Annotated in this window: 22 protein-coding genes, 1 other RNA gene and 1 pseudogene; 12 read left to right on the top strand and 12 right to left on the bottom strand. The window is 72.4% G+C overall.

Features of this window, described 5'->3' with window-relative positions; translation table 11 throughout:
* Nucleotides 1–62: 62 nt before the first annotated feature.
* Complete coding sequence (locus G6R13_RS04670) at nucleotides 63–2,285, top strand: NADP-dependent isocitrate dehydrogenase (RefSeq protein WP_163721114.1); 2,223 nt, start codon at nucleotides 63–65, stop codon at nucleotides 2,283–2,285.
* Between the two features lie 191 nt (nucleotides 2,286–2,476).
* Here the strand turns inward: G6R13_RS04670 and G6R13_RS04665 are convergent, their stop codons facing one another.
* On the bottom strand, nucleotides 2,477–3,070 hold the full coding sequence (locus G6R13_RS04665) for a methylated-DNA--[protein]-cysteine S-methyltransferase (RefSeq protein WP_044659002.1): 594 nt from the start codon (nucleotides 3,068–3,070) through the stop codon (nucleotides 2,477–2,479).
* Nucleotides 3,071–3,142: 72 nt separating this feature from the next.
* Here G6R13_RS04665 and G6R13_RS04660 point away from each other — a divergent pair, with 72 nt between their 5' ends.
* Entirely contained in the window at nucleotides 3,143–4,741 is a 1,599-nt protein-coding gene (locus G6R13_RS04660) for a TIGR01777 family oxidoreductase (RefSeq protein WP_163721112.1), read from the top strand.
* A 46-nt stretch (nucleotides 4,742–4,787) separates the two neighbouring features.
* On the opposite strand, the gene G6R13_RS04655 is transcribed toward G6R13_RS04660, so the two are convergent.
* Nucleotides 4,788–6,635 (bottom strand): glutaminase, encoded by a 1,848-nt coding sequence (locus tag G6R13_RS04655; RefSeq protein WP_095353388.1) that lies wholly within the window; start codon nucleotides 6,633–6,635, stop codon nucleotides 4,788–4,790.
* Between the two features lie 207 nt (nucleotides 6,636–6,842).
* On the opposite strand from G6R13_RS04655, the gene G6R13_RS04650 reads away from it, so the two are divergent.
* On the top strand, nucleotides 6,843–7,133 hold the full coding sequence (locus tag G6R13_RS04650; protein WP_135019429.1) for a hypothetical protein: 291 nt from the start codon (nucleotides 6,843–6,845) through the stop codon (nucleotides 7,131–7,133).
* 16 nt (nucleotides 7,134–7,149) lie between these two features.
* On the opposite strand, the gene G6R13_RS04645 is transcribed toward G6R13_RS04650, so the two are convergent.
* The 3 genes and pseudogenes from G6R13_RS04645 to G6R13_RS04635 form a co-directional block, all read right to left on the bottom strand.
* The gene (locus G6R13_RS04645) at nucleotides 7,150–8,403 is read right to left on the bottom strand and encodes an IS256-like element ISMlu1 family transposase (RefSeq protein WP_010078638.1); all 1,254 of its coding nucleotides are present in this window, start codon (nucleotides 8,401–8,403) and stop codon (nucleotides 7,150–7,152) included.
* 122 nt (nucleotides 8,404–8,525) lie between these two features.
* Nucleotides 8,526–8,816: pseudogene (locus G6R13_RS04640) on the bottom strand (IS21 family transposase); the annotation flags it as partial.
* A gap of 328 nt (nucleotides 8,817–9,144) precedes the next feature.
* On the bottom strand, nucleotides 9,145–10,152 hold the full coding sequence (locus tag G6R13_RS04635) for an IS481 family transposase (RefSeq protein WP_163721111.1): 1,008 nt from the start codon (nucleotides 10,150–10,152) through the stop codon (nucleotides 9,145–9,147).
* 127 nt (nucleotides 10,153–10,279) lie between these two features.
* On the opposite strand from G6R13_RS04635, the gene G6R13_RS04630 reads away from it, so the two are divergent.
* From G6R13_RS04630 to gndA, 3 genes are all read left to right on the top strand, one after another.
* Nucleotides 10,280–10,780 carry a hypothetical protein gene (locus G6R13_RS04630; RefSeq protein WP_036312781.1) on the top strand — a complete coding sequence of 167 codons (501 nt, stop codon included), beginning with the start codon at nucleotides 10,280–10,282 and terminating at the stop codon, nucleotides 10,778–10,780.
* 204 nt (nucleotides 10,781–10,984) lie between these two features.
* Nucleotides 10,985–11,899, top strand: coding sequence for a polyphosphate kinase 2 (ppk2, locus tag G6R13_RS04625; RefSeq protein WP_069941184.1), 915 nt, complete (start codon nucleotides 10,985–10,987; stop codon nucleotides 11,897–11,899).
* Between the two features lie 81 nt (nucleotides 11,900–11,980).
* Complete coding sequence (gene gndA / locus G6R13_RS04620) at nucleotides 11,981–13,543, top strand: NADP-dependent phosphogluconate dehydrogenase (protein ID WP_159833087.1); 1,563 nt, start codon at nucleotides 11,981–11,983, stop codon at nucleotides 13,541–13,543.
* Nucleotides 13,544–13,562: 19 nt separating this feature from the next.
* Here the strand turns inward: gndA and epsC are convergent, their stop codons facing one another.
* The 3 genes from epsC to msrA form a co-directional block, all read right to left on the bottom strand.
* Entirely contained in the window at nucleotides 13,563–14,150 is a 588-nt protein-coding gene (gene epsC, locus G6R13_RS04615) for a serine O-acetyltransferase EpsC (protein ID WP_020624780.1), read from the bottom strand.
* A 43-nt stretch (nucleotides 14,151–14,193) separates the two neighbouring features.
* The gene (gene cysK, locus G6R13_RS04610; RefSeq protein ID WP_134417063.1) at nucleotides 14,194–15,129 is read right to left on the bottom strand and encodes a cysteine synthase A; all 936 of its coding nucleotides are present in this window, start codon (nucleotides 15,127–15,129) and stop codon (nucleotides 14,194–14,196) included.
* 85 nt (nucleotides 15,130–15,214) lie between these two features.
* Nucleotides 15,215–15,796: a peptide-methionine (S)-S-oxide reductase MsrA gene (msrA, locus tag G6R13_RS04605; RefSeq protein ID WP_012750832.1), complete on the bottom strand. Its 582-nt coding sequence runs from the start codon at nucleotides 15,794–15,796 to the stop codon at nucleotides 15,215–15,217.
* Nucleotides 15,797–15,909: 113 nt separating this feature from the next.
* On the opposite strand from msrA, the gene G6R13_RS04600 reads away from it, so the two are divergent.
* From G6R13_RS04600 to G6R13_RS04590, 3 genes are all read left to right on the top strand, one after another.
* Complete coding sequence (locus tag G6R13_RS04600; RefSeq protein WP_159833089.1) at nucleotides 15,910–16,839, top strand: Nif3-like dinuclear metal center hexameric protein; 930 nt, start codon at nucleotides 15,910–15,912, stop codon at nucleotides 16,837–16,839.
* A complete protein-coding gene (locus tag G6R13_RS04595) occupies nucleotides 16,836–17,570 on the top strand; it encodes a DNA-binding protein (protein ID WP_073115522.1) in 735 nt (244 codons plus the stop codon). The genes G6R13_RS04600 and G6R13_RS04595 overlap by 4 nt, the downstream gene beginning before the upstream one ends.
* A gap of 81 nt (nucleotides 17,571–17,651) precedes the next feature.
* Complete coding sequence (locus G6R13_RS04590; RefSeq protein WP_163721109.1) at nucleotides 17,652–18,662, top strand: reverse transcriptase-like protein; 1,011 nt, start codon at nucleotides 17,652–17,654, stop codon at nucleotides 18,660–18,662.
* Between the two features lie 34 nt (nucleotides 18,663–18,696).
* Here G6R13_RS04590 and G6R13_RS04585 read toward each other — a convergent pair whose 3' ends face one another.
* On the bottom strand, nucleotides 18,697–19,494 hold the full coding sequence (locus G6R13_RS04585) for a peroxide stress protein YaaA (RefSeq protein ID WP_078026072.1): 798 nt from the start codon (nucleotides 19,492–19,494) through the stop codon (nucleotides 18,697–18,699).
* Between the two features lie 98 nt (nucleotides 19,495–19,592).
* On the opposite strand from G6R13_RS04585, the gene G6R13_RS04580 reads away from it, so the two are divergent.
* The gene (locus G6R13_RS04580; protein ID WP_002856827.1) at nucleotides 19,593–19,907 is read left to right on the top strand and encodes a hypothetical protein; all 315 of its coding nucleotides are present in this window, start codon (nucleotides 19,593–19,595) and stop codon (nucleotides 19,905–19,907) included.
* A gap of 21 nt (nucleotides 19,908–19,928) precedes the next feature.
* On the opposite strand, the gene rnpB is transcribed toward G6R13_RS04580, so the two are convergent.
* Nucleotides 19,929–20,308, bottom strand: an RNA gene (gene rnpB / locus G6R13_RS04575) — RNase P RNA component class A.
* Nucleotides 20,309–20,452: 144 nt separating this feature from the next.
* Here rnpB and G6R13_RS04570 point away from each other — a divergent pair.
* Nucleotides 20,453–21,898 (top strand): glyceraldehyde-3-phosphate dehydrogenase, encoded by a 1,446-nt coding sequence (locus G6R13_RS04570; RefSeq protein ID WP_159833093.1) that lies wholly within the window; start codon nucleotides 20,453–20,455, stop codon nucleotides 21,896–21,898.
* A gap of 82 nt (nucleotides 21,899–21,980) precedes the next feature.
* Here G6R13_RS04570 and def read toward each other — a convergent pair whose 3' ends face one another.
* A complete protein-coding gene (def, locus tag G6R13_RS04565) occupies nucleotides 21,981–22,622 on the bottom strand; it encodes a peptide deformylase (protein ID WP_159833095.1) in 642 nt (213 codons plus the stop codon).
* A 94-nt stretch (nucleotides 22,623–22,716) separates the two neighbouring features.
* Entirely contained in the window at nucleotides 22,717–23,418 is a 702-nt protein-coding gene (locus G6R13_RS04560; protein WP_236557137.1) for a Crp/Fnr family transcriptional regulator, read from the bottom strand.
* A 162-nt stretch (nucleotides 23,419–23,580) separates the two neighbouring features.
* On the opposite strand from G6R13_RS04560, the gene G6R13_RS04555 reads away from it, so the two are divergent.
* A complete protein-coding gene (locus G6R13_RS04555; RefSeq protein ID WP_010078881.1) occupies nucleotides 23,581–23,808 on the top strand; it encodes a heavy metal-associated domain-containing protein in 228 nt (75 codons plus the stop codon).
* Nucleotides 23,809–23,840: the final 32 nt, after the last annotated feature.

The raw sequence follows: 23,840 nt of genomic DNA, 5'->3' as shown, positions 1-23,840 counted from the left end.
TCACCCGTTCCCTGCCGACGAGGGCCGCGTCTCGAGTGCGGCCAGAAGGAGAGATCATCCGCATGTCGAAGATCATCTACACGCTCACGGACGAGGCGCCCATGCTGGCCACCGCGTCGCTGCTGCCGATCGTGCGCGCCTACGCGGGCACCGCCGGCGTGGAGCTGGAGACCCGTGACATCTCGCTGGCCGGCCGCATCCTCGCCGCGTTCAAGGACGTCCTGCCCGAGGAGCAGCGCACCGCGGACGCCCTCGCCGAGCTCGGCGAGCTCGTGAAGTCCCCCGAGGCGAACGTCATCAAGCTGCCGAACATCTCCGCCTCCGTGCCGCAGCTGCGCGCCGCGATCAAGGAGCTGCAGGCGGACGGCTACGCGCTGCCGGAGTACCCGGACGAGCCGAAGACCGACGAGGAGAAGGACGCGAAGGCGCGCTACGACTCGGTCAAGGGCTCCGCCGTGAACCCGGTGCTGCGCGAGGGCAACTCGGACCGCCGCGCCCCGAAGGCCGTGAAGGCGTACGCCAAGCGCTTCCCCCACTCGATGGGCGAGTGGACCCCGGACTCCAAGACCGCCGTCGCCACCATGGGCGCGGACGACTTCCGCGCCAATGAGCAGTCCGTGACCCTGCCGGCCGCCGACGTGCTGACGATCGAGTTCACCGACGAGGACGGGGAGACCACCGTGCTCAAGGAGGGCCTGAAGGTCCTCAAGGGCGAGGTCGTGGACGGCACGTTCATGTCCGCCAAGGCCCTGGACGCGTTCCTCGCCGAGCAGGTCAAGCGCGCCAAGGAGGAGGGCATCCTCTTCTCCGCGCACCTGAAGGCCACCATGATGAAGGTCTCCGACCCGGTGATCTTCGGCCACGTCGTGAAGGCCTACTTCTCCGAGCTGTTCGAGAAGTACGGCGAGCAGCTGGCCGCCGCCGGCCTGTCCGCGAACAACGGCCTCGCCGCGATCGAGGGCGGCCTGGACAAGCTCGACGCCGAGACCGCCGAGGGTGTGCGCGCCGCCATCGCCGCCGCCTACGAGAACGGCCCGGACGTGGCCATGGTGAACTCCGCCAAGGGCATCACCAACCTCCACGTGCCCTCCGACGTGATCGTGGACGCCTCCATGCCCGCCATGATCCGCAACTCCGGCCGCATGTGGAACAAGCACGACCAGACCCAGGACACCCTGGCCGTCATCCCGGACTCCTCCTACGCCGGCGTCTTCCAGGCCGTGATCGACGACTGCAAGGCCAACGGCGCCTACGACCCCACCACCATGGGCACCGTCCCGAACGTGGGCCTCATGGCGCAGAAGGCCGAGGAGTACGGCTCGCACGACAAGACGTTCATCATGGACGCCGCGGGCACCGTGGCCGTGAAGAACTCCGCCGGGGAGACCCTGCTCTCCCACGACGTCGAGGCCGGCGACATCTGGCGCGCCTGCCAGACCAAGGACGTCCCGGTGCGCGACTGGGTGAAGCTGGCCGTGACCCGCGCCCGCGCGTCCCAGACCCCGGCCGTGTTCTGGCTGGACGAGACCCGCGCCCACGACCGCGAGCTCATCAAGAAGGTCGAGGAGTACCTCAAGGAGCACGACACCGAGGACCTGGACATCCGCATCCTCTCCCCGGTCGAGGCCGCCAAGCTCTCGGTGGAGCGCATCCGCCGCGGCGAGGACACCATCTCCGTGACCGGCAACGTGCTGCGTGACTACAACACGGACCTGTTCCCGATCCTCGAGCTGGGCACCTCCGCGAAGATGCTCTCGGTCGTCCCGCTGCTCAACGGCGGCGGCCTGTTCGAGACCGGTGCGGGCGGCTCCGCGCCGAAGCACGTGCAGCAGCTGGTGGAGGAGAACCACCTGCGCTGGGACTCCCTGGGTGAGTTCCTCGCGCTGGCCGTGTCCTTCGAGCACGAGGCGGTCGCGAACGAGAACCACCGCGCGCGGGTCCTGGCGGACACCCTGGACGCCGCCACCGGCACCCTGCTGATCGAGGGCAAGTCCCCGAAGCGCAAGGTCGGCGAGCTGGACAACCGCGGCAGCCACTTCTACCTGGCGCTGTACTGGGCCCGCGAGCTGGCGAAGCAGACCGAGGACGCCGAGCTGGCGGCCGCGGCGAAGCCGATCGCCGAGGAGCTGGGGGCCCAGGAGGAGACCATCCTGGCCGAGCTCAACGGCGTGCAGGGTTCCCCGGTGGACCTGGGCGGCTACTACGCGCCGGATATGGAGAAGGTCACCTCGGTGATGCGTCCGTCCGCGACGCTCAACGCGATCGTGGACAAGCTCTCCGTCTGAGCATCTGAGCGCCTGGGGCCGGGTCGCGTGCGTGGAGCGCGCGGCCCGGCCCCTTCTCGTTCCCCGGCGCCCGACGCCGGCCCCCGCCCACCCGAGACGGCTCCCCGCCCGCAACGCGGGTTGAGTTGTCACGGGTGTGCGTGCCCCGGACCCGTGACAACTCAACCGACGTTGCCGTGGGGAGGGGGTGGTCAGCCCGCGTGGGCCGCCTCGTGGGCCAGCAGGGCCTGCTTCGCGTCGGTGCCGTAGAGGTAGTGGCCGGCGGCGCCGTCGGCGCGCACCACGCGGTGGCAGGGCACGACGACGGCCACCAGGTTGGCGGCGCACGCCCCGCCGGCGGCGCGCACGGCCCGCGGGGCCCCGCACCGTTCGGCCAGGCCGCCGTAGGTGGCGGGGGAGCCGGGGGCGATGCCGCGCAGCTCCCGCCACGCCCGCTGCCGGAACGCGGTGCCCGGCTGGGTGACGTCGAGGGCGTCCAGCGCGGCCACGTCCCCCGCGGCGTAGGCGGCCAGGGCGTCGGCGACGGGCTGGGACACACCCGGACGCGGTTCCACGGGGCGCGGGTTCATCTCGCGGTCGGCGGTCTCCGGGTCCAGGGCCACGAGCCGGTCCATGAGCGTCTCGAGGAGGCGCCCGATCGCGGCGGCGGGGGGCTCCGAGTCCTCCGGCACGGCCACGCCGGAGGCGCGCACCGTCTGGTCCTCGGGGGAGAAGACGGCCACGAGGGTGAGCTCGGTGGCGGGCAGGGCGGCGGCGGTCCAGCGCAGCTCGGGAAGCAGGTCCATCCCCTCATTGTCCTGCACGGCCCGGCCCGGACAGGTGTTCGCGCGTCCCCTCCCTGTGTCAGGCTGGCGTCCATGACCGAGATCCGCGTCTTCGAGCATCGCACCCTCCTGCGCCACCCGCGTGAGGTGGTCTTCCGCTGGCTGGAGAACCCCGGCGCGCTGGAGCGGCTCACCCCGCCCTTCGCGGGCGAGGTGGTCCAGGGACCCACGGACGGCCTCCGCGTGGGCTCCGAGTCGCGGCTGCGCATCCAGGCCCCCGGGGCGGCCGGCCTGTTCGCCGGCGCGGCCCACGGGATGCTCACCGGCCTGCTGCCGGACGCCGTCGCCTCCCGCCTGCCCGGCGGGGCCGCGCCCGCGGTGCCGTGGCGGGCCCGCCACACGGCCTACGAGGAGGGCCGCATGTTCCGGGACGAGATGGTCTCCGGCCCTCTCGCCTCCTGGCGGCACACGCACCTGCTCGACGACGCTGCGCCCGGTGAGGCGGACATGGCGGACGGCCGGCGGGGCACGGTCGTGACGGACCACATCGAGTACGCCCTGCCGGGGGAGTCCCTGGTGTCCCGCGTGCCCGGTCTGGGCGCCGCGGCCTCGCGCCGCACCCACGAGGCCTTCGAGGCGGAGCTGGGCCGCCAGTTCGCCTATCGGGCCCGCGTGATGGCCGATGACCTGGACTTCCACGCCGCCCATCCCGGCCCCCTCGTCGGCGGGCCGGCTCGCACGGTCGCCGTGACGGGGTCCGGCGGACTGATCGGCCGGCAGCTCTGTGCCCTGCTCACCACCGGCGGCCACCGCGTCATCCGGCTCGTGCGGAGCCCGAAGAAGGCCGGCGCGCTGGACGCGGCGCTGTGGGACCCCGGCCGGGAGACCGTGGACGAGGACGCCCTGGCCGAGGCCGACGTCGTCGTGAACCTGGCGGGCGAGCCCATCGCCGGCCGGTTCTCGGACGCGCACAAGGAGGCCGTGCACGACTCGCGCGTACGCGGCACGCGCACCCTCGTGGACGCGCTCGCCCGGATTGCCGCACGGGAGGGGGACGACGCGCGGGTGCGGGCACTCGTGAACGGCTCGGCGATCGGGTACTACGGGGCGGACGCGGGCACGGGCCCGTTCGGCAGCGGCCTCGTCGAGGATCTGGAGCCCGGGGACGACTTCCTCGCCGAGGTCGTCGCGGACTGGGAGGCCGAGGCCCGACGCGCCGAGACGTCCGGCATCCGGGTGGCGATGCTGCGGACCGGCGTGGTCCTGAGCCCGGCCGGGGGCATGCTGCAGCAGGTGCTGCCGCTGTTCCTCGCGGGGCTCGGCGGCCCGGTCGCGACCTCGGGCGGGGAGAGCCACGACGGCAGCCCGTGGCTGAGCTGGATCGGCGCGGATGACATCGCGGGGGCCTTCGCCCACGCGGTGCTCGACGACGGCGTCACCGGCCCGGTCAACGCGGTGGCGCCCGAGCCGGTCACGGCGAAGGAGTTCGCCACCGTGCTCGGGCGGGTGCTGCGCCGGCCCGCTCTCATCCCGGTGCCCGAGGCCGGGCCGCGCCTGCTGCTGGGCGAGGAGGGCCGGGTGGAGACCGTCGCGGCGGACCAGAAGGTCGTGGCGGACCGGCTGGTCTCCTCCGGCTACGAGATGCGCGACCCCGAACTGGAGGGCGCGTTGCGCCACGTCCTCGGGCGGTGACGGGGGTGGGGGCAGCGTCCCACGGGGACGCTGCCCCCGCGGGTCGTCAGTCCTGCAGCGCGCCGGTCTCCCGGATGAGCTGGCCCAGCGCGGTGAACGCGTCGCGGGCCAGCGCCTCCCACAGGGCCAGGGCCAGCTGGGGGAAGCCCTCCTGGAGCGCGACCATCACCTGGGCGGTGAGGACTCGCGCCGTGACCGGCCCGCGCGCGCGGACGGTGGAGGGCTGGCGGCCGGGCTGGCCAAGGGCCATCTCGCCGAACGTCATCCCCGGGGTGAGCAGGGTGCGGCGCACGCGGCGGCTGCCCGTGCCCTGGCCCGAGAGCTCCACGGTGCCGGAGACGATCACGTAGATGCCGCCGAACGGCTGGCCGGCGCGGCGGATGATCTGGCCGTCCGAGTAGACCCGCTCGTCCATCATGGACTCGAGCAGACGCGCGTCGTCCGCGGAGAGGTGCTGCAGCAGGGGTGCCACGGCCGCCTCCTGGGCGTCCCGCGGCAGCAGGTGGGGGGCGTGCCGGGAGAGCAGCCGCTGCTCGGCCCACTGGGCGGCCCGCGAGCGGGAGTCGAAGAACACGAACTGCGCGCCCTCGGCAGCGGGGTCCACCCCCTCGGCCTCATCCTGCAGCGGCTCGGGCAGGTCCACCTCCACGGACTCCTCGACGGCCGCCATCAGCTCCTTCATCTCCGCGGCGTCCCGGTCCACGACGACGACGTCGAGCCCGTTGCCCAGCGCGCGGGCGAACCACTGGGCCACCAGCAGCCGGGCCGGACGGGAGATGGAGCTGACCGAGCGCATGTCCACCACGAGCGTCTCGAGGGCCTCCGGCAGACCGCGGCTGACGCGGGCGATCGCGTCCACCTGGCTGAAGCCGAGGTGACCGCCCAGCTCCATGACGTGCACGGTGTCCGCGAACCGCCCGAGCGCCTCGAGGACGACGGCGCTGCGCACCGTGCCCGAGGGGGCCTGGTCGATCCGGTAGTGGGTGCGCAGAGCCGCGCGCGGGGAACCGGTGACCACCGACGGGTGCAGCTCGAAGTCCTCGACGAGGGTCCGCAGGGCGGCCATCGCCGCGGCGCCGAGCCCGTTCTCGTCCGTCGTGTCCGACTGCAGCGCCAGACCGAGGTGGCCCGGCACCACCACGAGCACCGTGCCGCCGCGCGTGGACGCCCAGCCGGGCTGGCCGACGTCGTACGCCCACCGGGAGTCCCGGGTGTCCATGCCGCAGGAGTCCATCACGGAGAGCACACCGCGGACCGTCTCCTCGCTCAGCACACGGTCCCCGGTGACGGGGTGGACGCCACCGTGCGCGAGGGTGCCGGCGAGCAGGGCGAGGTCCTCCACGGTCACGGCGGCGGCACGCACCGTGGCGATGTCCTCGAGCAGCGTCTCGGGGTCGGCGTCCAGCGTGTCGAGGGACTTCATCAGCCAGGCAGCGGACCGGGTGTGGTGCTGGGCGCGGTTCTCCGCCCGTGCGGCCGACTCCGTGACGGTGACCTCGCGGTCGAACAGTGCGAAGAGCAGCTGCATCATGCGTGCGGTCCGGTCGCGGCCACCGCGGCCCTTCACCAGGGAGGCCGTGGCCACCGCGCCCGCGTTCTGCAGCGGGTTGTGCGGCAGGCCCGTGGCGGCGTCCACCTCGACCCGGTGGTCCAGGTCGCGCACGGGGGCGGCTCCCACGCGCTCGCCCACCCGCACCGCGCCGAGGTCCTCGAGGGCCTGCGCGTGGAACAGGGGAGAGGCGAGCGTGGCGAGCGGCACGGGCGTCATGGATCCGGAGACGTAACGGTGTCCGTCCACCATGAGCATCGCGACGCCCAGCCCGTCCGGGACCTCCCCCTCACCCGCGTGGGCCGACGTGAGGCGATCGAGGTGCTCCTGGACGGGTGTGGTCATGGGTCACAGCCTAGTCAGTGGGACAGTCCCGGGACAGCGTGGCGGAGGCGGTGACGAAAGCCCATCTGTCGCGCCGGTACATGATTAGTCGGCCGTCACGTAAGTTGAGTCATGCCGCCCGCGGGCGGCACCGTCCGCTCGACAGAAAACCGATGGAAAGCAGGGTCGATGATTCTTCCAGTTGATGCCGGAGGGCCGGGGGTTTCCTTGACCGATGTCTCCGACCTCACCTACCGGACTTCGGTCGTTCCGGGCGAGCTCCTCAGTGTGGCGATCGGCCACGTCAACGACGCGGACGCGCGAGCGGCGGCGCTGGTGCAGCTGCGGTTTGAGGACGCAGCTGGAGATCGGGTGGAGATCGCGGGGTGGACCCACGTCTCGCCGAGCCTGGGGGAGTACCGGTACCTCTCCGCCGGTGAGGGCCGGCGTGTCACCGCCTTCGACGTCACGGTGCCGGACGGCGCGGGTCAAGTCCCGAGTAGTGGTGTAACGCTCTGATCCTCCATTGGTGCTGCTAGGCGCTGAGTTCGAGGGTGGTTTCCGGTTCGGCGTTCACCTCGTTCCCGGTGTCGTCCACGGTGGTGAGGCGGCAGCGGGCCAACACCTCGAGGCCGAGGTAGCGGCGGCCCTCGGCCCACTCATCGGTCTGCTCAGCCAGCACCGCCCCGACCAGGCGCACGATCGCTGCCCGGTTCGGGAAGATGCCCACGGCGTCGGTGCGACGCCGGATCTCGCGGTTGAGCCGTTCGGCCGGGTTGTTCGACCAGATCTGGGTCCACACGTCCTTGGGGAACGTGGTGAACGCCAGGATGTCCGCCCGGGCACCATCGAGGTGTTCGGCCACCGCGGGCAGCTTTTCGCTGACGTAGTCCAGCAGCCGGTCGAACTGGGCGTCCACGCTGGCGGCGTCGGGCTGGTCATACACCGAGTGCAGCATGGCCTTCACGGCCGGCCACATGGACTTGGGGGTGATGCCCATCAGGTTCGCCGCGTAGTGGGTCCGGCACCGCTGCCAGGTCGCTCCGGGCAGGTTCGCGGCGATGGCGTCCTTGAGCCCGGTGTGGGCGTCGGAAGTGACCAGGCGGACTCCGGTCAGGCCCCGGGCCACCAGGTCGGCGAAGAACTCGTTCCACGCCGACCCCGTCTCCGAGGTGGCCACCCGCAGGCCGAGGACCTCGCGGTGGCCGTCACCATTGACCCCGGTGGCCAGCAGCACCACGGCGTTGACCACCCGGCCGCCCTCGCGGACCTTCATGCTCAGCGCGTCGGCGGCCACGAACGTGAACGGCCCAGCCTCCCCGAGCGGGCGATGACGGAAGGACTCGACCTGCTCGTCCAGCTCGGTGGCCATCCGCGAGACCTGGGACTTCGACAGCGCGTTGATCCCGAGGGTCTTGACCAGTTTGTCCATCCGCCGGGTCGAGACCCCGGCCAGGTAGCAGTCGGCGACCACCGTGATCAGCGCGGATTCGGCCCTTTTGCGGCGCTCGAGCAGCCACTCCGGGAAGTACGTGCCCGACCTGAGTTTGGGGATCGCCACGTCCAGGGTCCCGACCCGGGTGTCCAGGTCCCGGTGCCGGTACCCGTTGCGCTGGGTAGCTCGGCCCGGGGTGGGTTTACCCCATTCGGCGCCGACCACCGCGTCGGCGTCAGCGGAGAGCAGGGAGTTGATCACGGTCTGCAGCAACGAACGCATCAAATCCGGGGATGCTTCGGACAGGGCTTCGCCGAGCAGGCCGGCAGGGTCGACAATATGAGGAGCGGTCATCGTGATGACTCCGTTCGAGGATTCTGTGGAAGGTTGACTCGAAGGATCACACGGTGGCCGCGTCCACATCCGGAACGACGTGCCCAGTCACCGTGCGCTACACCACTCTATGGGGCACTACTCCGGGTGGAGCGCTCAGAGCCGGTGTAGCCCATTGCGGTGAGCTTGGCGTGCACGACATCGGCGCGGATCCTGCCCGTGGAGGCCTCGACCCATTCCTCGATCTTGGGCAGCCAGACATCGGTGACCTTCGGGCGGCTGGCTCCGGATCCAGGGGTCTGGCCGGCGTCGCGGGCCCGCACCAGCCGGGCCACGGTGTGATGGGAGCAACCGGCCAGCTCGGCGGCGCCCCGCAATGACTTGGTCAGGTCATAGGCACTGAGTATTTTCATGGTTTCTGCGGCATCCTTCATTCAGGGCCTCTTCCTCGCTGGATTCGATTCGACACCGATATCCAACCCGGGGAGGAGGCCCCCGCCGGCTCACGACGCGGCGGGCAACGAGCAACGCGGGCAAACCAGATGGCCAGCACCGGGCAGTTCCCGTGGCCATCACTGGGCAGTCCTCATGGCCGTCAGCGGGTCATTCCCTGGCCACCTATGGGCAGCTTTTCATGGCCGCTTACACGCATGCTGCCCACCTCTTCGAGGCCGATAGAGGAGCGGGAACGGACTGAGGGTGTCATCAACACCCGCACCATTCCCATCCCTTGATCAGCGCGCTCGAGAGAGCCTCAGCGTCCTAGATGTAGGAGGGCATGACGTTGTTGACTCGGGTCGGGGCCAGTGAGGCCGGCGGGGCGTCTCCGCAGGAGGTATGAGGCCGATGGTAGTTGTAGTGGTTCACCCACACCGCCAGGGCCTCACGCCGAGCTTGCTCTGAGGAGTACGGGCGGGCGTAGAGGACCTCATCGACCATCAGCCGGTTGTAGCGTTCGACCTTCCCGTTATGGCGCGGGGTGTAGGGTCGGATCCGGTGATGCCGGCCCCCGAGCGAGACCACCTTCGCGGTGAAGTCCGCAGCCCGATAGTTGTTCCCGTTGTCCGTGATCACCCGGTCCACGGTGATGCCGTGGGCGGCGAAGAACGCCCGCGCCCGGCAGTAGAAGCTCACGGTCGTGGCCGCCCGCTCGTCCTCCAACGCTTCGGTGTAGGCCAGGCGGGTGTACCCGTCGATCGCCGAGTGCAGGTAGGTGTAGCCGACCCGCCGGCCAGGCCCGCGCTTGGAAGCACGGCCTGCTTCACTTTCACGTCCGTGGGTGCGCCAGCCGCCCCCGTCTGGGATCTTCCCGATCTTCTTCACATCCAGGTGCACCATGTGCCCCGGCCCTCTCGCGGTGATCTTCTGGGGTCGTTGGCGCAGGTCTTCTCCGGCCGGGGTCAGGTCCCGTAGGCGGGAGATCCCGAGTCGGTGCAGCCACCGTCCCACGGTACGAAGACACACCCGGTGGCCCTCGGAGACGAGGTGGTGATGGATGCGCCGTGCGGACCACTTGCGCTCCCGCCGCAGGGCGTGGATCTGGGCGACCAGGACCGGATCGAGCTGGGCAGGTGAACGGTGCGGCCGGCTGGGCAGGTCCTGAAGGCCGGCTTCTCCCTGGGCGCGGTAGCGGGCGACCCAGGTGGCCACCGTGGGCCGGCTCACCCGGAACTCGGCTGCCACGTGTGCCTGCGGGATCCCGTCGTGCAGGTGGCGGTGGACCATCCTGAGACGGCCGGTGGGGGTCAGGGGTGCGTTAGCGTGAGTCATGAGCGGGTCTCTTCTGGCAGGTGGGTTGTTGAGGAACTTCCATCTTGCGGCAGGGGCCCGCTCGTCTCATCTCAGCCGGCGCCCCGTGGCAAGAACCTCATGACCCACAACAACTAGGGTGGAGCGCATGTCCGCGACCCCCCTCGGCTTCTGGAAGCTGCCCGCACGTCCCGACGGCGCCGCCCGTCACCTCGCCGTCATCACCGGGGGCGAGGCGCAGCAGACCATGCTCTTCCTCCAGGACGGGCAATGGTCCATCCTCGCCCTCTTCCAGGACGAGCTGGCCGGCAAGGCCGCCGCCCGCACCCTGGACGCGCTCCTGCAGTCCGTCACCTGTCTGCGCATGGGCGGCCGTGACGTCCTCGACGGTGCCGACACCCCGCGGCCCGGTATCGAGTGGGCCGGCTACGACCGCGAGTTCGAGGAGGCCGACGTGGCCGAGCAGCGCGACGTCGAGCCGCGCGGCCGGATCTGGATCCTCCCCGCCACGGACGGCGCCTCCGTCGGCCTCAAGCTTCCCGGGCACCGCCGGTACGACGACGCCGTCGCGCAGTTCGCCGACGTCGACGCGGCGCGTGCCGCCGTCGCGGCGATCGACGAGCTCCTGGGCGTCGGCCCGCGCGGCTGAGCCGGCCGGTCCTCCCCGGCCCGGGGCCGCGACCGTTCGCCTCCCAGGGTTCACCTGCTGTTCACCCGGCTGCGCCGCCGGGCCCGGCTTCCTCGTCCGCCGCCCGCCCATAATGATGGACAGAGCACAGGCCGCGGCCCGCCGCCGTCGTACCGAGGAGGGGACGGGCGGGCACGGTGACGCACCCAGTGAAGGAGACGGACCATGGAGCTGCTGCAGCCCGACGCCCCCCGCGAGAACCTCCGCGAGTTCATCGACAAGCTGCGCGACGGCGGCTACACCGTCTCGGACGGTCACACCAACGATCCCGACCTGATCGATCCGCAGGGCCGTGCCGTGGAGACGTGGAAGGAGGACTACCCGTACGAGACGCGCATGACGCGCGAGGAGTACGAGCTGGAGAAGTACCGCCTGCAGATCGAACTGCTCAAGCTGCAGTACTGGGGCGAGGACACCGGCCAGCGCCACATCATCGTCTTCGAGGGCCGCGACGCCGCCGGCAAGGGCGGCACCATCAAGCGCTTCACCGAGCACCTGAACCCCCGCACCGCGCGCGTCGTGGCCCTCAACAAGCCCTCGGACCGTGAGCTCGGCCAGTGGTACTTCCAGCGCTACATCCAGCACTTCCCCACGGCGGGCGAGATCGTGCTGTTCGACCGCTCGTGGTACAACCGCTCCGGCGTCGAGCGGGTGATGGGCTTCTCCACGGACGAGCAGTACCGCCGCTTCATGAACCAGGTGCCGCTGTTCGAGAAGATGCTCGTGGACGACGGCATCCACCTCACCAAGTTCTGGTTCTCCGTCACGCAGACCGAGCAGCGCACGCGCTTCGCGATCCGCCAGATCGACCCGGTCCGCCAGTGGAAGCTCTCGCCCATGGACCTCGAGTCCCTGGACCGCTGGGAGGCCTACACGGAGGCCAAGGAGGCCATGTTCCTCCACACGGACACGGACCACGCCCCGTGGATCTCCATCCGCTCCAACGACAAGAAGCGGGCCCGCCTCAACGCGATGCGCTACTTCCTGTCCCAGTTCGAGTACGAGGGCAAGGACCACGAGGTCGTCGGCACCCCGGACCCGCTGATCGTGCGCCGCGGCCGCGACGCCGTGGGGGACTGACCGCGGTCGACGTAGGCTGGGGGGCGGGTCCGTGTCCGGCACGGCCCGTCCCACCGTCCGAGCCACAGGAGGCCACCCGCGATGACCGAGCAGACCACCACCGTCCCCGTCGGCGCCGCCGACATCGGCGTCACGGGCCTGGCGGTGATGGGCGCGAACCTCGCCCGCAACTTCGCCCGCCACGGCTACACGGTGGCCCTGCACAACCGCAGCCGGGCCCGCACGGACCAGCTCGTGGCCGAGCACGGTGACGAGGGTGCGTTCGTGGCGACGGAGACGCTCGCCGAGCTCGTGCAGTCCCTCGCCGTGCCGCGCCGGGTGCTCATCATGGTCAAGGCGGGCGCCCCCGTGGACGCCGTCATCGACCAGCTCGTCCCCCTGCTGGACGAGGGCGACATCGTCATCGACGCCGGCAACTCCCATTACGAGGACACCCGCCGCCGCGAGGCGGCCCTCGCCGAGAAGGGCCTGCACTTCGTGGGCGTCGGTGTCTCCGGCGGCGAGGAGGGTGCCCTGCACGGTCCGGCGATCATGCCCGGCGGTCCGGAGAAGTCCTACGAGGCCCTCGGTCCGATGCTCGAGAAGATCTCCGCGCAGTTCGAGGGGGAGCCGTGCTGCGCCTGGGTCGGCACGGACGGCGCCGGCCACTACGTGAAGATGGTCCACAACGGCATCGAGTACGCGGACATGCAGGTCATCGGCGAGGCCTACGACCTGCTGCGCCGTGTGGGCGGCCTCGAGCCCGCCGAGCAGGCCGAGGTGTTCACGGCGTGGAACCAGACCGACCTGGCCTCCTACCTCATCGAGATCACGGCCGAGGTGCTCGCGCAGGTGGACGCGGCCACGGGCCGCCCGCTCGTGGACGTGATCGTGGACGAGGCCGGCCAGAAGGGCACCGGCCGCTGGACCGCGATCTCGGGTCTCGACGTCGGCTCCCCGGTGGCCGCGATCGCCGAGTCCGTCTTCGCCCGCTCGCTGTCCTCTCAGCGCGCGGTGCGCGAGGTCGCCCGTGAGACCCTCGCGGCCGGCGTCGACGAGGATGCGCAGCGCGTCCCGCAGGACACGGACGCGTTCGTGGAGGACGTGCGCCAGGCGCTGTTCGCCTCCAAGCTCGTGGCCTACGCGCAGGGCATGGACATGCTCGCGGCCGCCGCCGAGGAGTACGGCTGGTCGCTGGACCTGGGCACCATCGCCTCGCTGTGGCGGGACGGCTGCATCATCCGCGCCGACCTGCTCGACGTGATCATGCAGGCCTTCGGCGGCCGCGACACCTCCCGCCATCCGGCGCCGGGCACCCGCGCCCCCGGCCAGCCGCTCAACCTGCTCTTCGCCCCCGAGTTCGCCCAGGCGATCGCCGAGGCCCTGCCGGCCTGGCGCCGCGTCGTCGGCACCGCCGTCGCCGCGGGCGTGCCGGTCCCGGTGTTCTCCTCGGCCCTGGCGTACTACGACGGCCTGCGGGCCGACCGCTTGCCGGCCGCCCTCGTGCAGGGCCAGCGCGACTACTTCGGCGCCCACACCTACCTGCGCGTGGACCGCGAGGGCTCGTTCCACACGCTGTGGTCCGGCGACCGCACCGAGGTCGACGGCGAGGGCGTGCCCGTGGTCATGCCGCAGCCGACCGAGGGCGACCCCACGCAGGACTGACCCGGCGTGGACCCGGCCCTCAGATCCAGAGGGCCGGGTCCACGTACTCCGCGGGGTCCACGAGCGGCTTGCCCTCGGCCGGGCCCTTGCGCGGGCGGACGGTGGCCGGCACGCCGGTGGCGATCGCGTCGGCGGGGGTGTCCTTCACGACGACCGCGTTGGCGCCCACCGCCGTCCCCTCCCCGATCTCGACGGGTCCGAGGATCTTGGCGCCGGCCCCCACCACGACGCCGTCGCGCAGCGTGGGGTGCCGCTTCACCTTGGCCAGGGAGCGGCCGCCGAGGGTGACCCCGTGGTACAGCATCACGTCGTCACCGATCTCCGCGGTCTCGCCGATCACGACGCCCATGCCGTGGTCGATGAAGAACCGACGGCCGATCGACGCGCCGGGGTGGATCTCGATGCCCGTGGCCGCGCGCGTGACCTGCGAGAGCACGCGCGCGGGCATCTTCAACCGGTCATGTCGCCACATCCGGTGCGCGACGCGGTGCGCCCACACGGCGTGCAGACCCGAGTAGACGAGGGCCACCTCGAGGTCACCGCGCGCCGCCGGGTCATGGCTGCGGACGGTCGCGATGTCTTCCTTGATGCGGGAGAACAGTCCCACGGGCGGCCCCTTCGGGTCGGTGCGGTCGGTGAGCGGGCGGCGGTCAGCCGCGGATGTCCTCGAAGAGGGCGGTGGAGATGTAGCGCTCGCCGAAGTCACACACGATGGCGACGATCAGCTTGCCCTCGGACTCGGGCTTGGCGGCCTCCTTGAGGGCGGCCGAGATGATCGCGCCGGTGGAGATGCCGCCGAGGATGCCCTCCTCGGTCCCGAGCCGGCGGGCGGTCTCGATGGACTCCTCGAAGGTGGCCGGGTAGACCTCGTCGTAGAGGTCGGTGTCGAGGATCTCCGGCACGAAGTTCGCGCCGATGCCCTGGATCTTGTGGGGGCCGGCCTGGCCGCCGGAGAGGATGGGGGAGTCGGCCGGCTCGACGGCGATGAGCTTCACGTCCGGCTTCTGCTCGCGCAGGTACCGGCCCGCGCCCGTGATGGTGCCGCCGGTGCCGACGCCGGCGATGAACACGTCCACGGCGCCCTCGGACGCGTCCCAGATCTCCGGGCCGGTGCCCGTGTAGTGGGCCTGGACGTTGGCCTGGTTCGCGAACTGCTGGGCCCAGATGGAGTTCGGGGTGCTGCGGACGATCTCCTGGGCGCGCTCGAGGGCGCCGCGCATGCCGTCTGCCCCGGGGGTCAGCACGATCTCGGCGCCGAACGCCTTGAGCATCACGCGGCGCTCGGTGGACATGGTCTCGGGCATGGTCAGGATCACGCGGTAGCCGCGTGCCGCGCCGACCATGGCCAGGGCGATGCCGGTGTTGCCGGAGGTGCCCTCCACGATGGTGCCGCCGGGGGTCAGCTCGCCGTTCGCCTCCGCGGCGTCGACGATGGCGGTGCCGATGCGGTCCTTCACCGAGTTGGCCGGGTTGTAGAACTCGACCTTCACGGCGACGTCGCCGGGCAGGTCCTTCGCGAGGCGGTTCAGCCGGACCAGGGGCGTGCCGCCGACCGCCTGGGTGATGTCGTCAAGGATGCGGGCCATGGTGGTACCTCCGGTGGTGGTGCGCCTCGGGGCGCGGGCGATCTAGTGGGTGTTCCTGCGTCAGGCTATCGAGCCGCGGCGCCGCTCAGGCGTCCACGAGCCACGCGGAGTAGTTCCGGCGCACCTTCGCGAGCTTCGGATCGATGACCACACGGCAGTATCCATTGGAACGGCGCCGCGCATAGAAGTCCTGGTGAATGTCCTCGGCCGGGTGCCACGCGGACGCCGGCTCGACGCGTGTGACGATGGGGCTGTCATAGTTCGCCTGCGCCCGGGCGATCTCGTCCGCGAAGAACCGGGCCTCGGCCTCGTCGTGGGCGAAGACGGCCGAGCGGTACTGGGTGCCGACGTCGGCCCCCTGGCGGTTCAAGGATGTGGGGTCGTGGCCGGTGAAGAACAGGTCCATGATCACCTCGGGCGGCACGACGGCGGCGTCGAAGCGCACACGGACCGCTTCGGCATGGCCGGTGGTCCCGGTGCACACGGACTCGTAGCTCGGGGCGGGGTCGTCGCCTCCGGTGTAGCCGGACTCGACGGCGAGCACGCCCCGCACGCGACGGTAGACGGCGTCGAGGCACCAGAAGCAGCCGCCGGCGAGCGTCAGCTCGCGGACGTCGGCGGGCGCGCCGGAGGCGCCGAGGGGCTCGGTACGGGGGGAGTCGGTCATGGCAGGCACAGCAACGCGGGCCGCGCTTTTCATTCCCGACGACGCCGCCCCGTGCCGTCACCCAGGGCCGTCGGGTCGTGCGTGCCCGGGCCGGGTGGGCCATCATGGCCGGTATGACCGTGTCCCGTCCCGCCGTCCCCGCCTCGCCGGTGCATGCCCTGGCCCCGCCGACGCTCGGGCAGGTCCTCGAGGTCGTCCAGGGGCTGTGGCCGCGGGAGCTGGCGGAGCCGTGGGACGCCGTCGGGCCGGTGGCCGGGCGCCCGGAGGCGCCGGTGCGGACCGTCCTGTGGGCGCTGGACCCCGTGCAGGCCGTGGCCGACGAGGCCGTCGCCCGCGGGGCCGATCTCGTGGTCACCCACCACCCGCTCCTGCTGCGCGGCACCTCGTCCGTCGCCGCCGTCGGGCATGCCGCCGCCGCCAAGGGCCGCCTGCTGCACACCCTGATCGAGCACCGCATCGCCCTGCTCGCGGCGCACACCAACGCCGACGCCGTCGTGGGTGGCGTCTCGGACGTGCTGGCCCGTGCCGTCGGCGTCACCGGAGCGCTCTCGCCCCTGACGACCTCTGCCGCCGGCACCGGGGCCGAAGGCATCGGCCGGGTGGGCGACCTGCCCGAGGAGACCGACCTGGCCGCCTTCGCCCGGGCCGTGCACGCGGCGTTGCCCGCTACGGCCGGCGGCGTGCGCGTGGCGGGCGATCCCGCCCAGCGCATCCGCCGCGTCGCCGTGTGCGGCGGTGCCGGAGACAGCCTCCTCGACGCGGTCCGCGCGTCCGGCGCGGACGTCTACGTGACCGCCGATCTGCGCCACCACCCGGCCTCGGAGGCCCGGGAGACGGCGGCGTCGGGGGAGGGGCGTCCTGCGCTCGTGGACGTCTCGCACTGGGCGAGCGAGTCCCTGTGGCTCGAGCATGGCGCCCGCGCCCTGGAGGCCGCCCTGGCGGAGCGGGGACTGGGCGTCACCACCCTGTTCTCAGATCACCGCAGCGACCCCTGGGACTTCCTGGTCGGGGGAGAGCGGGCCGACGAGGGGAGTCACGCATGAGTGAGGTCACCGCATCGCCGGCCGTCCAGGCCCGGCTGCTGGAGCTCCAGGAGCTCGACACGGCCCTGGACCAGGCCCGCGCCGCCGTCCGTCGGCTCAAGGCGGACCCGGAGCACGCCCGGCTGCGCGCCCGTGCGCAGGAGTTCGAGGAGGCGCTGCCCGGTCTGCAGGACGCCGCCCGCACCGCCGACCGGGCGGGGGCCGAGGCCACCGAGAAGGCCGCCGCCACCCGCGCCCGTCGGGACCGGACCCGGGAGCGGCTCGAAACGGGCCAGGGCGGGTCCAAGGAGCTGCAGGCCATGCAGCACGAGGACGACACGCTCACCGCACTGCTCGACGACCACGAGGCCGCGGCCCTCGAGGCCATGGAGGCAGCCGACGCCGCCGAGTCCCGGCTCGCGCAGGGCCACGCCGCCCTGGAGCGGGCGCGGGCCGAGGTCGAGGCCCGCGCGGCGGAGGTGCGCCGCGAGGGGCAGGCCGTGACCCAGCGCGGCCGGGACCTCATCCAGCGCCGGGCGGCGTTGGCCGCGGAGTTCCCCGCGTCGTTGCTGGCCCTGTACGAGCAGGCGCGGGAGCGCAACGGCGGCATCGGCGCGGCCCGGCTCGTCGGGAACCGGTCCGCGGCCGCGGGCACGGAGCTGTCGCCCGCGGAGGTCGCGCGCATCCGGGCCCTCCCGCCGGCCGCCGTCGCCCGCTGCCCCGAGTCCGGCGCCATCCTCATCCGGGACTGACCCCGGGCCCCGCCCCCGGCGCGATCAGTAGAGTGGGGGGCCGCGTCGGACGGCGCGACCACGGACACGAGGAGGCGCACGGTGAGCGGACGAGTCCTGCAGGTGGAGGCCGACGGCGGGTCGCGGGGCAACCCCGGCGTCGCCGGCTATGGTGCCCTGGTGCGCGACCCGGCCACGGGCGAGATCCTCCGGACCGACGCCGCCCCGCTGGGGAAGGCGTCGAACAACGTGGCCGAGTACTCCGGGCTCGTGGCCGGGCTGCGGATGGCCCGGGACCTCGACCCCGAGGCGCGGGTGCACGTGCTGATGGACTCCAAGCTCGTGGTGGAGCAGATGTCCGGGCGGTGGAAGATCAAGCACGAGGACATGCGGCGCCTCGCGGCCGAGGCCCGGTCCGTGCTGCCCCCCGAGCGCGTCACCTACGAATGGATCCCGCGCAACCGGAACAAGGACGCCGACCGCCTCTCCAACGAGGCCATGGACGCCGGCGCGCGGGGCGGCCAATGGGACGCGGGCGCGTCCGAGGTGCCGGTCGCGGCCCCCGCGGCCGCGGGGTCGACCGCCGCGGAGGCGTCCACGACCCCCGCATCGGCGGTGGCCGGGTCCGGCCTCGACGCGGACGCGGACGTCCGGGCCGTGGAGGCGGACGGGCCCGACGCCGTCGCCTCGCCGGAGGGTGCGACCCCGGCGCCCGCGCCCACGGGCCGGCTGCACCACGTGGAGATCTGGGTCGCCGACCTCGCGGCGGCCGAGGCGAGCCTCGGCTGGCTGTTCGGCGAGCTCGGCTACGTGCCGGGCGAGGGGTGGGCCGAGGGCCGGACGTACCAGGGGGCGGGGGAGTACCTCGTGCTCGAGGCCGGGCCCGACGTCGCCGCGGGCGCCCACGAGCGCACCCGCCCGGGCCTGAACCACCTGGCCTTCCGGGCCGGATCGCGCGCCCGCGTGGACGAGCTCACCGCCGCCGCGCGCGACCGGGGGTTCCGCCTGCTCTTCGAGGACCGCCACCCGCACGCCGGGGGACCGGACCACTACGCCGCCTACCTCGAGACCGCGGACGGCTTCGAGGTGGAGCTGGTGGCCGTCGAGGACTGAGGCCGCGTCCGGGCAGACCGCGCCTCGCCCGGGGTCACCCCTCGGGCAGGATCACCCGCAGCGCGCCGGGCTTCGCGCCGGACGGCCGGGCCAGCTCGACCTCCCAGCCGTGGCCGTCCCCGGCCCGCGCGACCACGTCCGCGACGCGCTCCAGCGTCGAGGTCTCCCGCGCCCCCGCCTCCAGCAGCGCGCGGGCCACGAGGCCGCGGGTGTGCTTGGCGAAGTGTGAGACGACGGTCCGCTCGCCGTCGCGCAGCTGGAACACGTCGACCGCGAGGGTCCGCTCCGCCGGTGCCCGCCACTGGGCCGCGTAGCCGCCGGAGCGGCAGTCGACGACGGGCCCGCCGTCCCGTGCGGCGAGCGCGTCGAGGGCGGGGGTCAGGACGGGGCGCCAGTGCGCGGCCAGCCCGGGCAGCCCCGGCAGCTTCGCGCCGACGGGCAGCCGGAAGGCGGGGATCCGGTCCGCCAGCGCGGTGGCGCCGAACAGCGCGGAGAAGACCAGCACGGACGCGCGGGCGCGGCGCTTCGCCGCCGCGGACAGGGAGGCGTGGTCGAGCGCATCGAAGAGCACGCCCGTGAACACCCGGTGACCGGGCGCGGCAGGGGCCGAGGCCAGGCGCGTGTTCGCCTCGACCTCGCCGGTGAGCGACGCCCCGACGCCGAGAGCCGCCAGGGCATCCGGGGCGGCCGAGACCGCGGCGAGCCGCGTGAGCAGGTCCGCGCGGGCGCCCGTCACCGCGGCGTCATCGGCCAACGCGAGGGCATCGAGGTCGAGCGGGGCCCCGGAGCGGGGCGCGGTCTTGCCCTCGGAGGGCGGCAGCAGGATCAGCACCGGGCCAGCCTAGCCAGGCGCCCCGGGCCGACGTCGTCGTCCGGACCTGGCACAGTGGTGGGGTCCGCACAGCCGCCCCGCATCCCAGGAGTCGCCCGATGACCGCCATGAACGTGTTCGGCGTGGTGTACCCGTTCGTCCTGCTCGTGATCGCGGCCGCCGTGTGGCTCGGGATCCGCTCCAGTGGGCGGGAGCGCACGCACGCCTCGGCCGTGGAGCAGCGCCTGCGGGAGCGCACCTTCACGGGGCAGGACCGGGTGACGCTCGAATGGCCGCGGGACCGGCGACGCCCGAGCCTGGCGAAGGTCGTCTCGATCGGCGAGTCGTACGGGTACCGCCTGCTGGACAAGCGGGAGCGCGAGCACGTGGTGGAGCTCGAGTTCGAACGGATCCTCGACGACGAGGGGTTCTGACCCCAGCCGGGGGCCGTGAGGCGGGACGGACCGGCTGTAAGCCGGGTTCTGTGCCTCGCGCGCGTTGCCCCGCGCGAGGTGACGGCCATCCATCTGGGCCCGCCATCGCTGACGGGCTCGAGCGGCCAACCCGGACGCTGGGGCGAGCAGCCCTCGTGACGCGTCCTGTTCGGCCTTGCACCGGATGGGGTTTACCGAGCCGGCCCCGTCACCGGGGCCGCTGGTGGTCTCTTACACCACCCTTTCACCCTTACCGCCGCGCACACGGCGCGGAGGCGGTCTTCTCTCTGTGGCACTGGCCCGCGGGTCGCCCCGGGTGGATGTTGTCCACCATCCTGCTCTGTGGTGCCCGGACTTTCCTCGCACCCCCCGCAGGGGCACGCGGCCGTCCGCCGATCCGTCCCGACCGACCAGTGTACGCCCCGTCGCGACCGCAGGGCCGCTCCGGACGTGTCCTCGCCTAGAATGGCGGAGTCCGCCGACAACGAGGTCGGGGGATGGGGCCTGCCCAGGACGGCCCCGCCAGGTTTCAAGGAAGGACTCCCGTGGCAGACACCGCCTCGACCCAGACCCCCGAGTGGAACACGCAGCAGAAGCTCGCGGAGAAGATGGTCCCCCTGCTGGGCACCCTGTACCGCGAGCACAACGTGGTCACCTCGATCTACGGGCGCTCCCTCGTGAACCGCGGCGTGATCGACATCATCAAGGCCCACCGCTACGCCCGCCGCGTGCAGGAGGCCCCGCTGAGCGTCGAGTCCACCTACCCCCTGGTCGAGGCCATGGCTGCGATGGACCTGGGCGCCGCCACCGTCGACCTGGCCGAGCTGGCCGCCAAGCAGAAGGCCTCGGGCCAGGACGTCCAGGCCTTCCTGGACGCCGAGCTCGCCGAGGTCAAGGGCAAGGCCGGTGAGGGCCTGGGCGAGACCCAGGACGTCGTGCTCTACGGCTTCGGTCGCATCGGCCGCCTGCTGGCCCGCATCCTCCTCGACCATGCCGGCGGTGGCTCCAAGCTGCGCCTGCGTGCCGTCGTCGTGCGCAAGAACTCGGAGGACGACCTGATCAAGCGCGCCTCCCTGCTGCGCCGCGACTCGATCCACGGCCCGTTCGACGGGACGATCGTGGTGGACGAGGACCGCGACGTGATCACCGCCAACGGCACTGAGATCCAGGTCATCTATTCGAACGACCCGACCACGGTGGACTACACCTCCTACGGCATCAAGGACGCGCTGGTCGTCGACAACACCGGACGCTGGCGCGACGACGAGGGTCTGTCCCAGCACCTGCAGGCCAAGGGCGCCGCGAAGGTCCTGCTGACCGCCCCGGGCAAGGGCGAGATGAAGAACATCGTGTACGGCGTGAACTCGGACGACATCACGCCCCAGGACACCATCATCTCGGCGGCCTCCTGCACCACCAACGGGATCACCCCGGTGCTCAAGGTCATCCAGGACGACTACGGCATCGACCACGGCCACGTGGAGACCGTGCACGCCTACACTAACGACCAGAACCTCGTGGACAACTTCCACAAGGGCGCCCGTCGTGGCCGTGCCGCCGGCATGAACATGGTCCTCACCGAGACCGGCGCCGCCAAGGCCGTGGCCAAGGCCCTGCCCGAGCTCAAGGGCAAGCTCTCCGGCAACGCCATCCGCGTCCCCACCCCGGACGTGTCCATGGCCATCCTGAACCTGGAGCTGACCACGCCCACCTCGGTGGAGGAGCTCAACGCCCGCCTGAAGCAGGAGTCCCTCACCGGCCCCCTGCGCGGCCAGGTCGGCTACGTGGACTCCCCGGAGGTCGTGTCCACCGACTTCGTCGGCTCGGACCGCGCCGGCGTCGTGGACGGCCTGGCGACCCTCGTGAACAACGACGGCAAGAACGCCATCCTCTACGTCTGGTACGACAACGAGTACGGCTACTCGCATCAGGTGATCCGCGTGGTGGAGAAGATGGCGGGCCAGCAGGTCCCCGCCTTCCCGCAGGCCTGACCCGCCGACGACCGACGGCCCGTCCCCGCGGAGGGGACGGGCCGTCGTCGTGTGCCGACCGGGTCGGACGTCGAGCCGAGGCTCAGTCCTCCTTGGGCCCGTGGTCGCCGTCGGGGCCGTGCTCGTGGTCTTCGTGGTCGTCGGCGTCGTGGCCGAAGGGGTCCTCGTCCGTGCCGGGCAGCCACGTCACACCGGGCACGTTCAGACGCTCGGCCCGCTGCGCGCGCTTCCAGCGCCGCTGCCACTTGCCCTCGAGCCGGTTCACGTAGAGGGTGCCGTTGAGGTGGTCGTACTCGTGCTGCATGATGCGCGCGAACCAGCCCTCGGCCTCGAACTCGAACATCTCCCCGTCCACGCGCTGGCCGGACAGGCGCACGCGGGTCGGGCGCTGCAGGGGGAAGCCGAGCCCGGGCACCGAGAGGCAGCCCTCGGTGTGCTCGTCCGGGTGCGGCTCCTCCCGCGGCGCCTTGTCCAGGTGGGTCAGCACCGGGTTGATCACGTGGCCCACGTTCAGCGCGTCGCCGGAGTCCGGGAACGTCCACGTGAAGATCCGCAGCCCGACCCCGACCTGCGGGGCGGCCAGGCCCACGCCGTGCGCGGCGTCCTGCGTGACGTACATGTCCTCGATCAGCTCGCGGATCTCGTCGTCGATCACCTCCACCTCGGCCGCGCGCCTGTGCAGCACGGGCTCGCCGTAGACGGTGATGGGACGGATGGAGGCCATGGCGCTGCGCTTCCCGGCCCGGGCTGCGGGCCTGCGTGGGTAGGGGGACGGGGGAGTCCCCAGCCTACCGCCGGCGACACCACGACGACGGCGGTCATTCCGCGGCAAGGGCCTCCAGCGCCTCCGGGTCCAGCAGCGTCACTCGCGGGCCCTCGATGGCGATCAGGCCGTCGTCGGCGAGGCGGCGCAGCCCGCGGCTGAACGCCTCGGGGGTGGTGCCCAGCAGCGAGGCGACGTCCTTCTTCGGCGCGGCCAGCACCACGACGAGGTCGGCCTCGTCCCGGAGGGCCGGCAGGCCGAGCAGATGTCCGGCGATCCGCGCGGTGACAGGCTGACGCTCCCATGCCAGCCGTTGTTCAGCCTCGGCCAGGCGGACGGCCAGCGTCCGCATCACGCGTCCCCCGATGCCCGGATGCTCGGCCAGGAGTCGGGCGACCTCGGCGTGGGAGAAGGTGCACAGGCGGGTCGCGGCCACGGCGCGCGCCCCGTGCCGGGCCGGCTCGCCCGTGAGGAACTCGTGCTCGCCCACGGAGTCCCCGGGCTCGACCATCCGCACCACGCGTTCCCGGCCGGTCGCTGAGCCGAGCGTCAGCGCCAGGCGGCCGCTGTGCACGACGCACAGGCGGTCCGTGCGGTCACCGGCCAGGTGCAGGGCATCGCCGGCCTCGAGCACGAGCGGCCGCGCCAGGGCGGAGACCCGGCGCAGCTGCTCCAGATCCAGCCCGGTGAACAGCGGGACCCGGGCCGCGCACGGCTCTGGTTCATCCACGGGGATGAGGGGCAGGTCGATACGCACGCCATCAGCCTCCCACACGGCGGCTTGACCGCGGTCAAGGCGTACCCGCCGTCCCCTTCGTAGCGTCAGTGACATCCCCGGAGGACGGGGATCGGACCGGGCACCCGCCCGTCCGCTCAGCCTCATCGGCGGCCGCGCCGGTGACGACCCACAGGAGTGACCATGACCGCCACCACGCACACCCTGCTCCGCGCCGAGGGCTTCAGCTGCCCCTCGTGCGTCCGGAAGATCGAGAAGGCCCTCGACGCCCTGCCCGGCGTGACCGGCGCGCAGGTCCACTTCGAGACCCAGCGCATCGAGGTCGACCACGACCCGCAGACCACCACTGCCCAGGACCTCGTCGAGGCCGTCGCCAAGGTCGGCTACACCGCCCGGCCGTCGGCCTTCTGACCCCGCCCGCCCCCGACGAACGGAGCCCGCCA

The organism is Micrococcus sp. Alg238-R198 (assembly GCF_900537135.1).
Taxonomy (GTDB): domain Bacteria; phylum Actinomycetota; class Actinomycetes; order Actinomycetales; family Micrococcaceae; genus Micrococcus; species Micrococcus luteus.
Note: the sequence above shows the minus strand (reverse complement) of the source record. Positions and strands in the feature narration are given on the sequence as shown.

Excerpts from the sequence above, each read along its gene's own strand:
- G6R13_RS04670 (WP_163721114.1), top strand. The coding sequence starts at position 63 with ATGTCGAAGATCATCTACACGCTCACGGACGAGGCGCCCATGCTGGCC.
- G6R13_RS04665 (WP_044659002.1), bottom strand. The coding sequence starts at position 3,070 with ATGGACCTGCTTCCCGAGCTGCGCTGGACCGCCGCCGCCCTGCCCGCC.
- G6R13_RS04660 (WP_163721112.1), top strand. The coding sequence starts at position 3,143 with ATGACCGAGATCCGCGTCTTCGAGCATCGCACCCTCCTGCGCCACCCG.
- G6R13_RS04655 (WP_095353388.1), bottom strand. The coding sequence starts at position 6,635 with ATGACCACACCCGTCCAGGAGCACCTCGATCGCCTCACGTCGGCCCAC.
- G6R13_RS04645 (WP_010078638.1), bottom strand. The coding sequence starts at position 8,403 with ATGACCGCTCCTCATATTGTCGACCCTGCCGGCCTGCTCGGCGAAGCC.
- G6R13_RS04635 (WP_163721111.1), bottom strand. The coding sequence starts at position 10,152 with ATGACTCACGCTAACGCACCCCTGACCCCCACCGGCCGTCTCAGGATG.
- G6R13_RS04630 (WP_036312781.1), top strand. The coding sequence starts at position 10,280 with ATGTCCGCGACCCCCCTCGGCTTCTGGAAGCTGCCCGCACGTCCCGAC.
- ppk2 (WP_069941184.1), top strand. The coding sequence starts at position 10,985 with ATGGAGCTGCTGCAGCCCGACGCCCCCCGCGAGAACCTCCGCGAGTTC.
- gndA (WP_159833087.1), top strand. The coding sequence starts at position 11,981 with ATGACCGAGCAGACCACCACCGTCCCCGTCGGCGCCGCCGACATCGGC.
- cysK (WP_134417063.1), bottom strand. The coding sequence starts at position 15,129 with ATGGCCCGCATCCTTGACGACATCACCCAGGCGGTCGGCGGCACGCCC.
- msrA (WP_012750832.1), bottom strand. The coding sequence starts at position 15,796 with ATGACCGACTCCCCCCGTACCGAGCCCCTCGGCGCCTCCGGCGCGCCC.
- G6R13_RS04600 (WP_159833089.1), top strand. The coding sequence starts at position 15,910 with ATGACCGTGTCCCGTCCCGCCGTCCCCGCCTCGCCGGTGCATGCCCTG.
- G6R13_RS04595 (WP_073115522.1), top strand. The coding sequence starts at position 16,836 with ATGAGTGAGGTCACCGCATCGCCGGCCGTCCAGGCCCGGCTGCTGGAG.
- G6R13_RS04580 (WP_002856827.1), top strand. The coding sequence starts at position 19,593 with ATGACCGCCATGAACGTGTTCGGCGTGGTGTACCCGTTCGTCCTGCTC.
- def (WP_159833095.1), bottom strand. The coding sequence starts at position 22,622 with ATGGCCTCCATCCGTCCCATCACCGTCTACGGCGAGCCCGTGCTGCAC.
- G6R13_RS04555 (WP_010078881.1), top strand. The coding sequence starts at position 23,581 with ATGACCGCCACCACGCACACCCTGCTCCGCGCCGAGGGCTTCAGCTGC.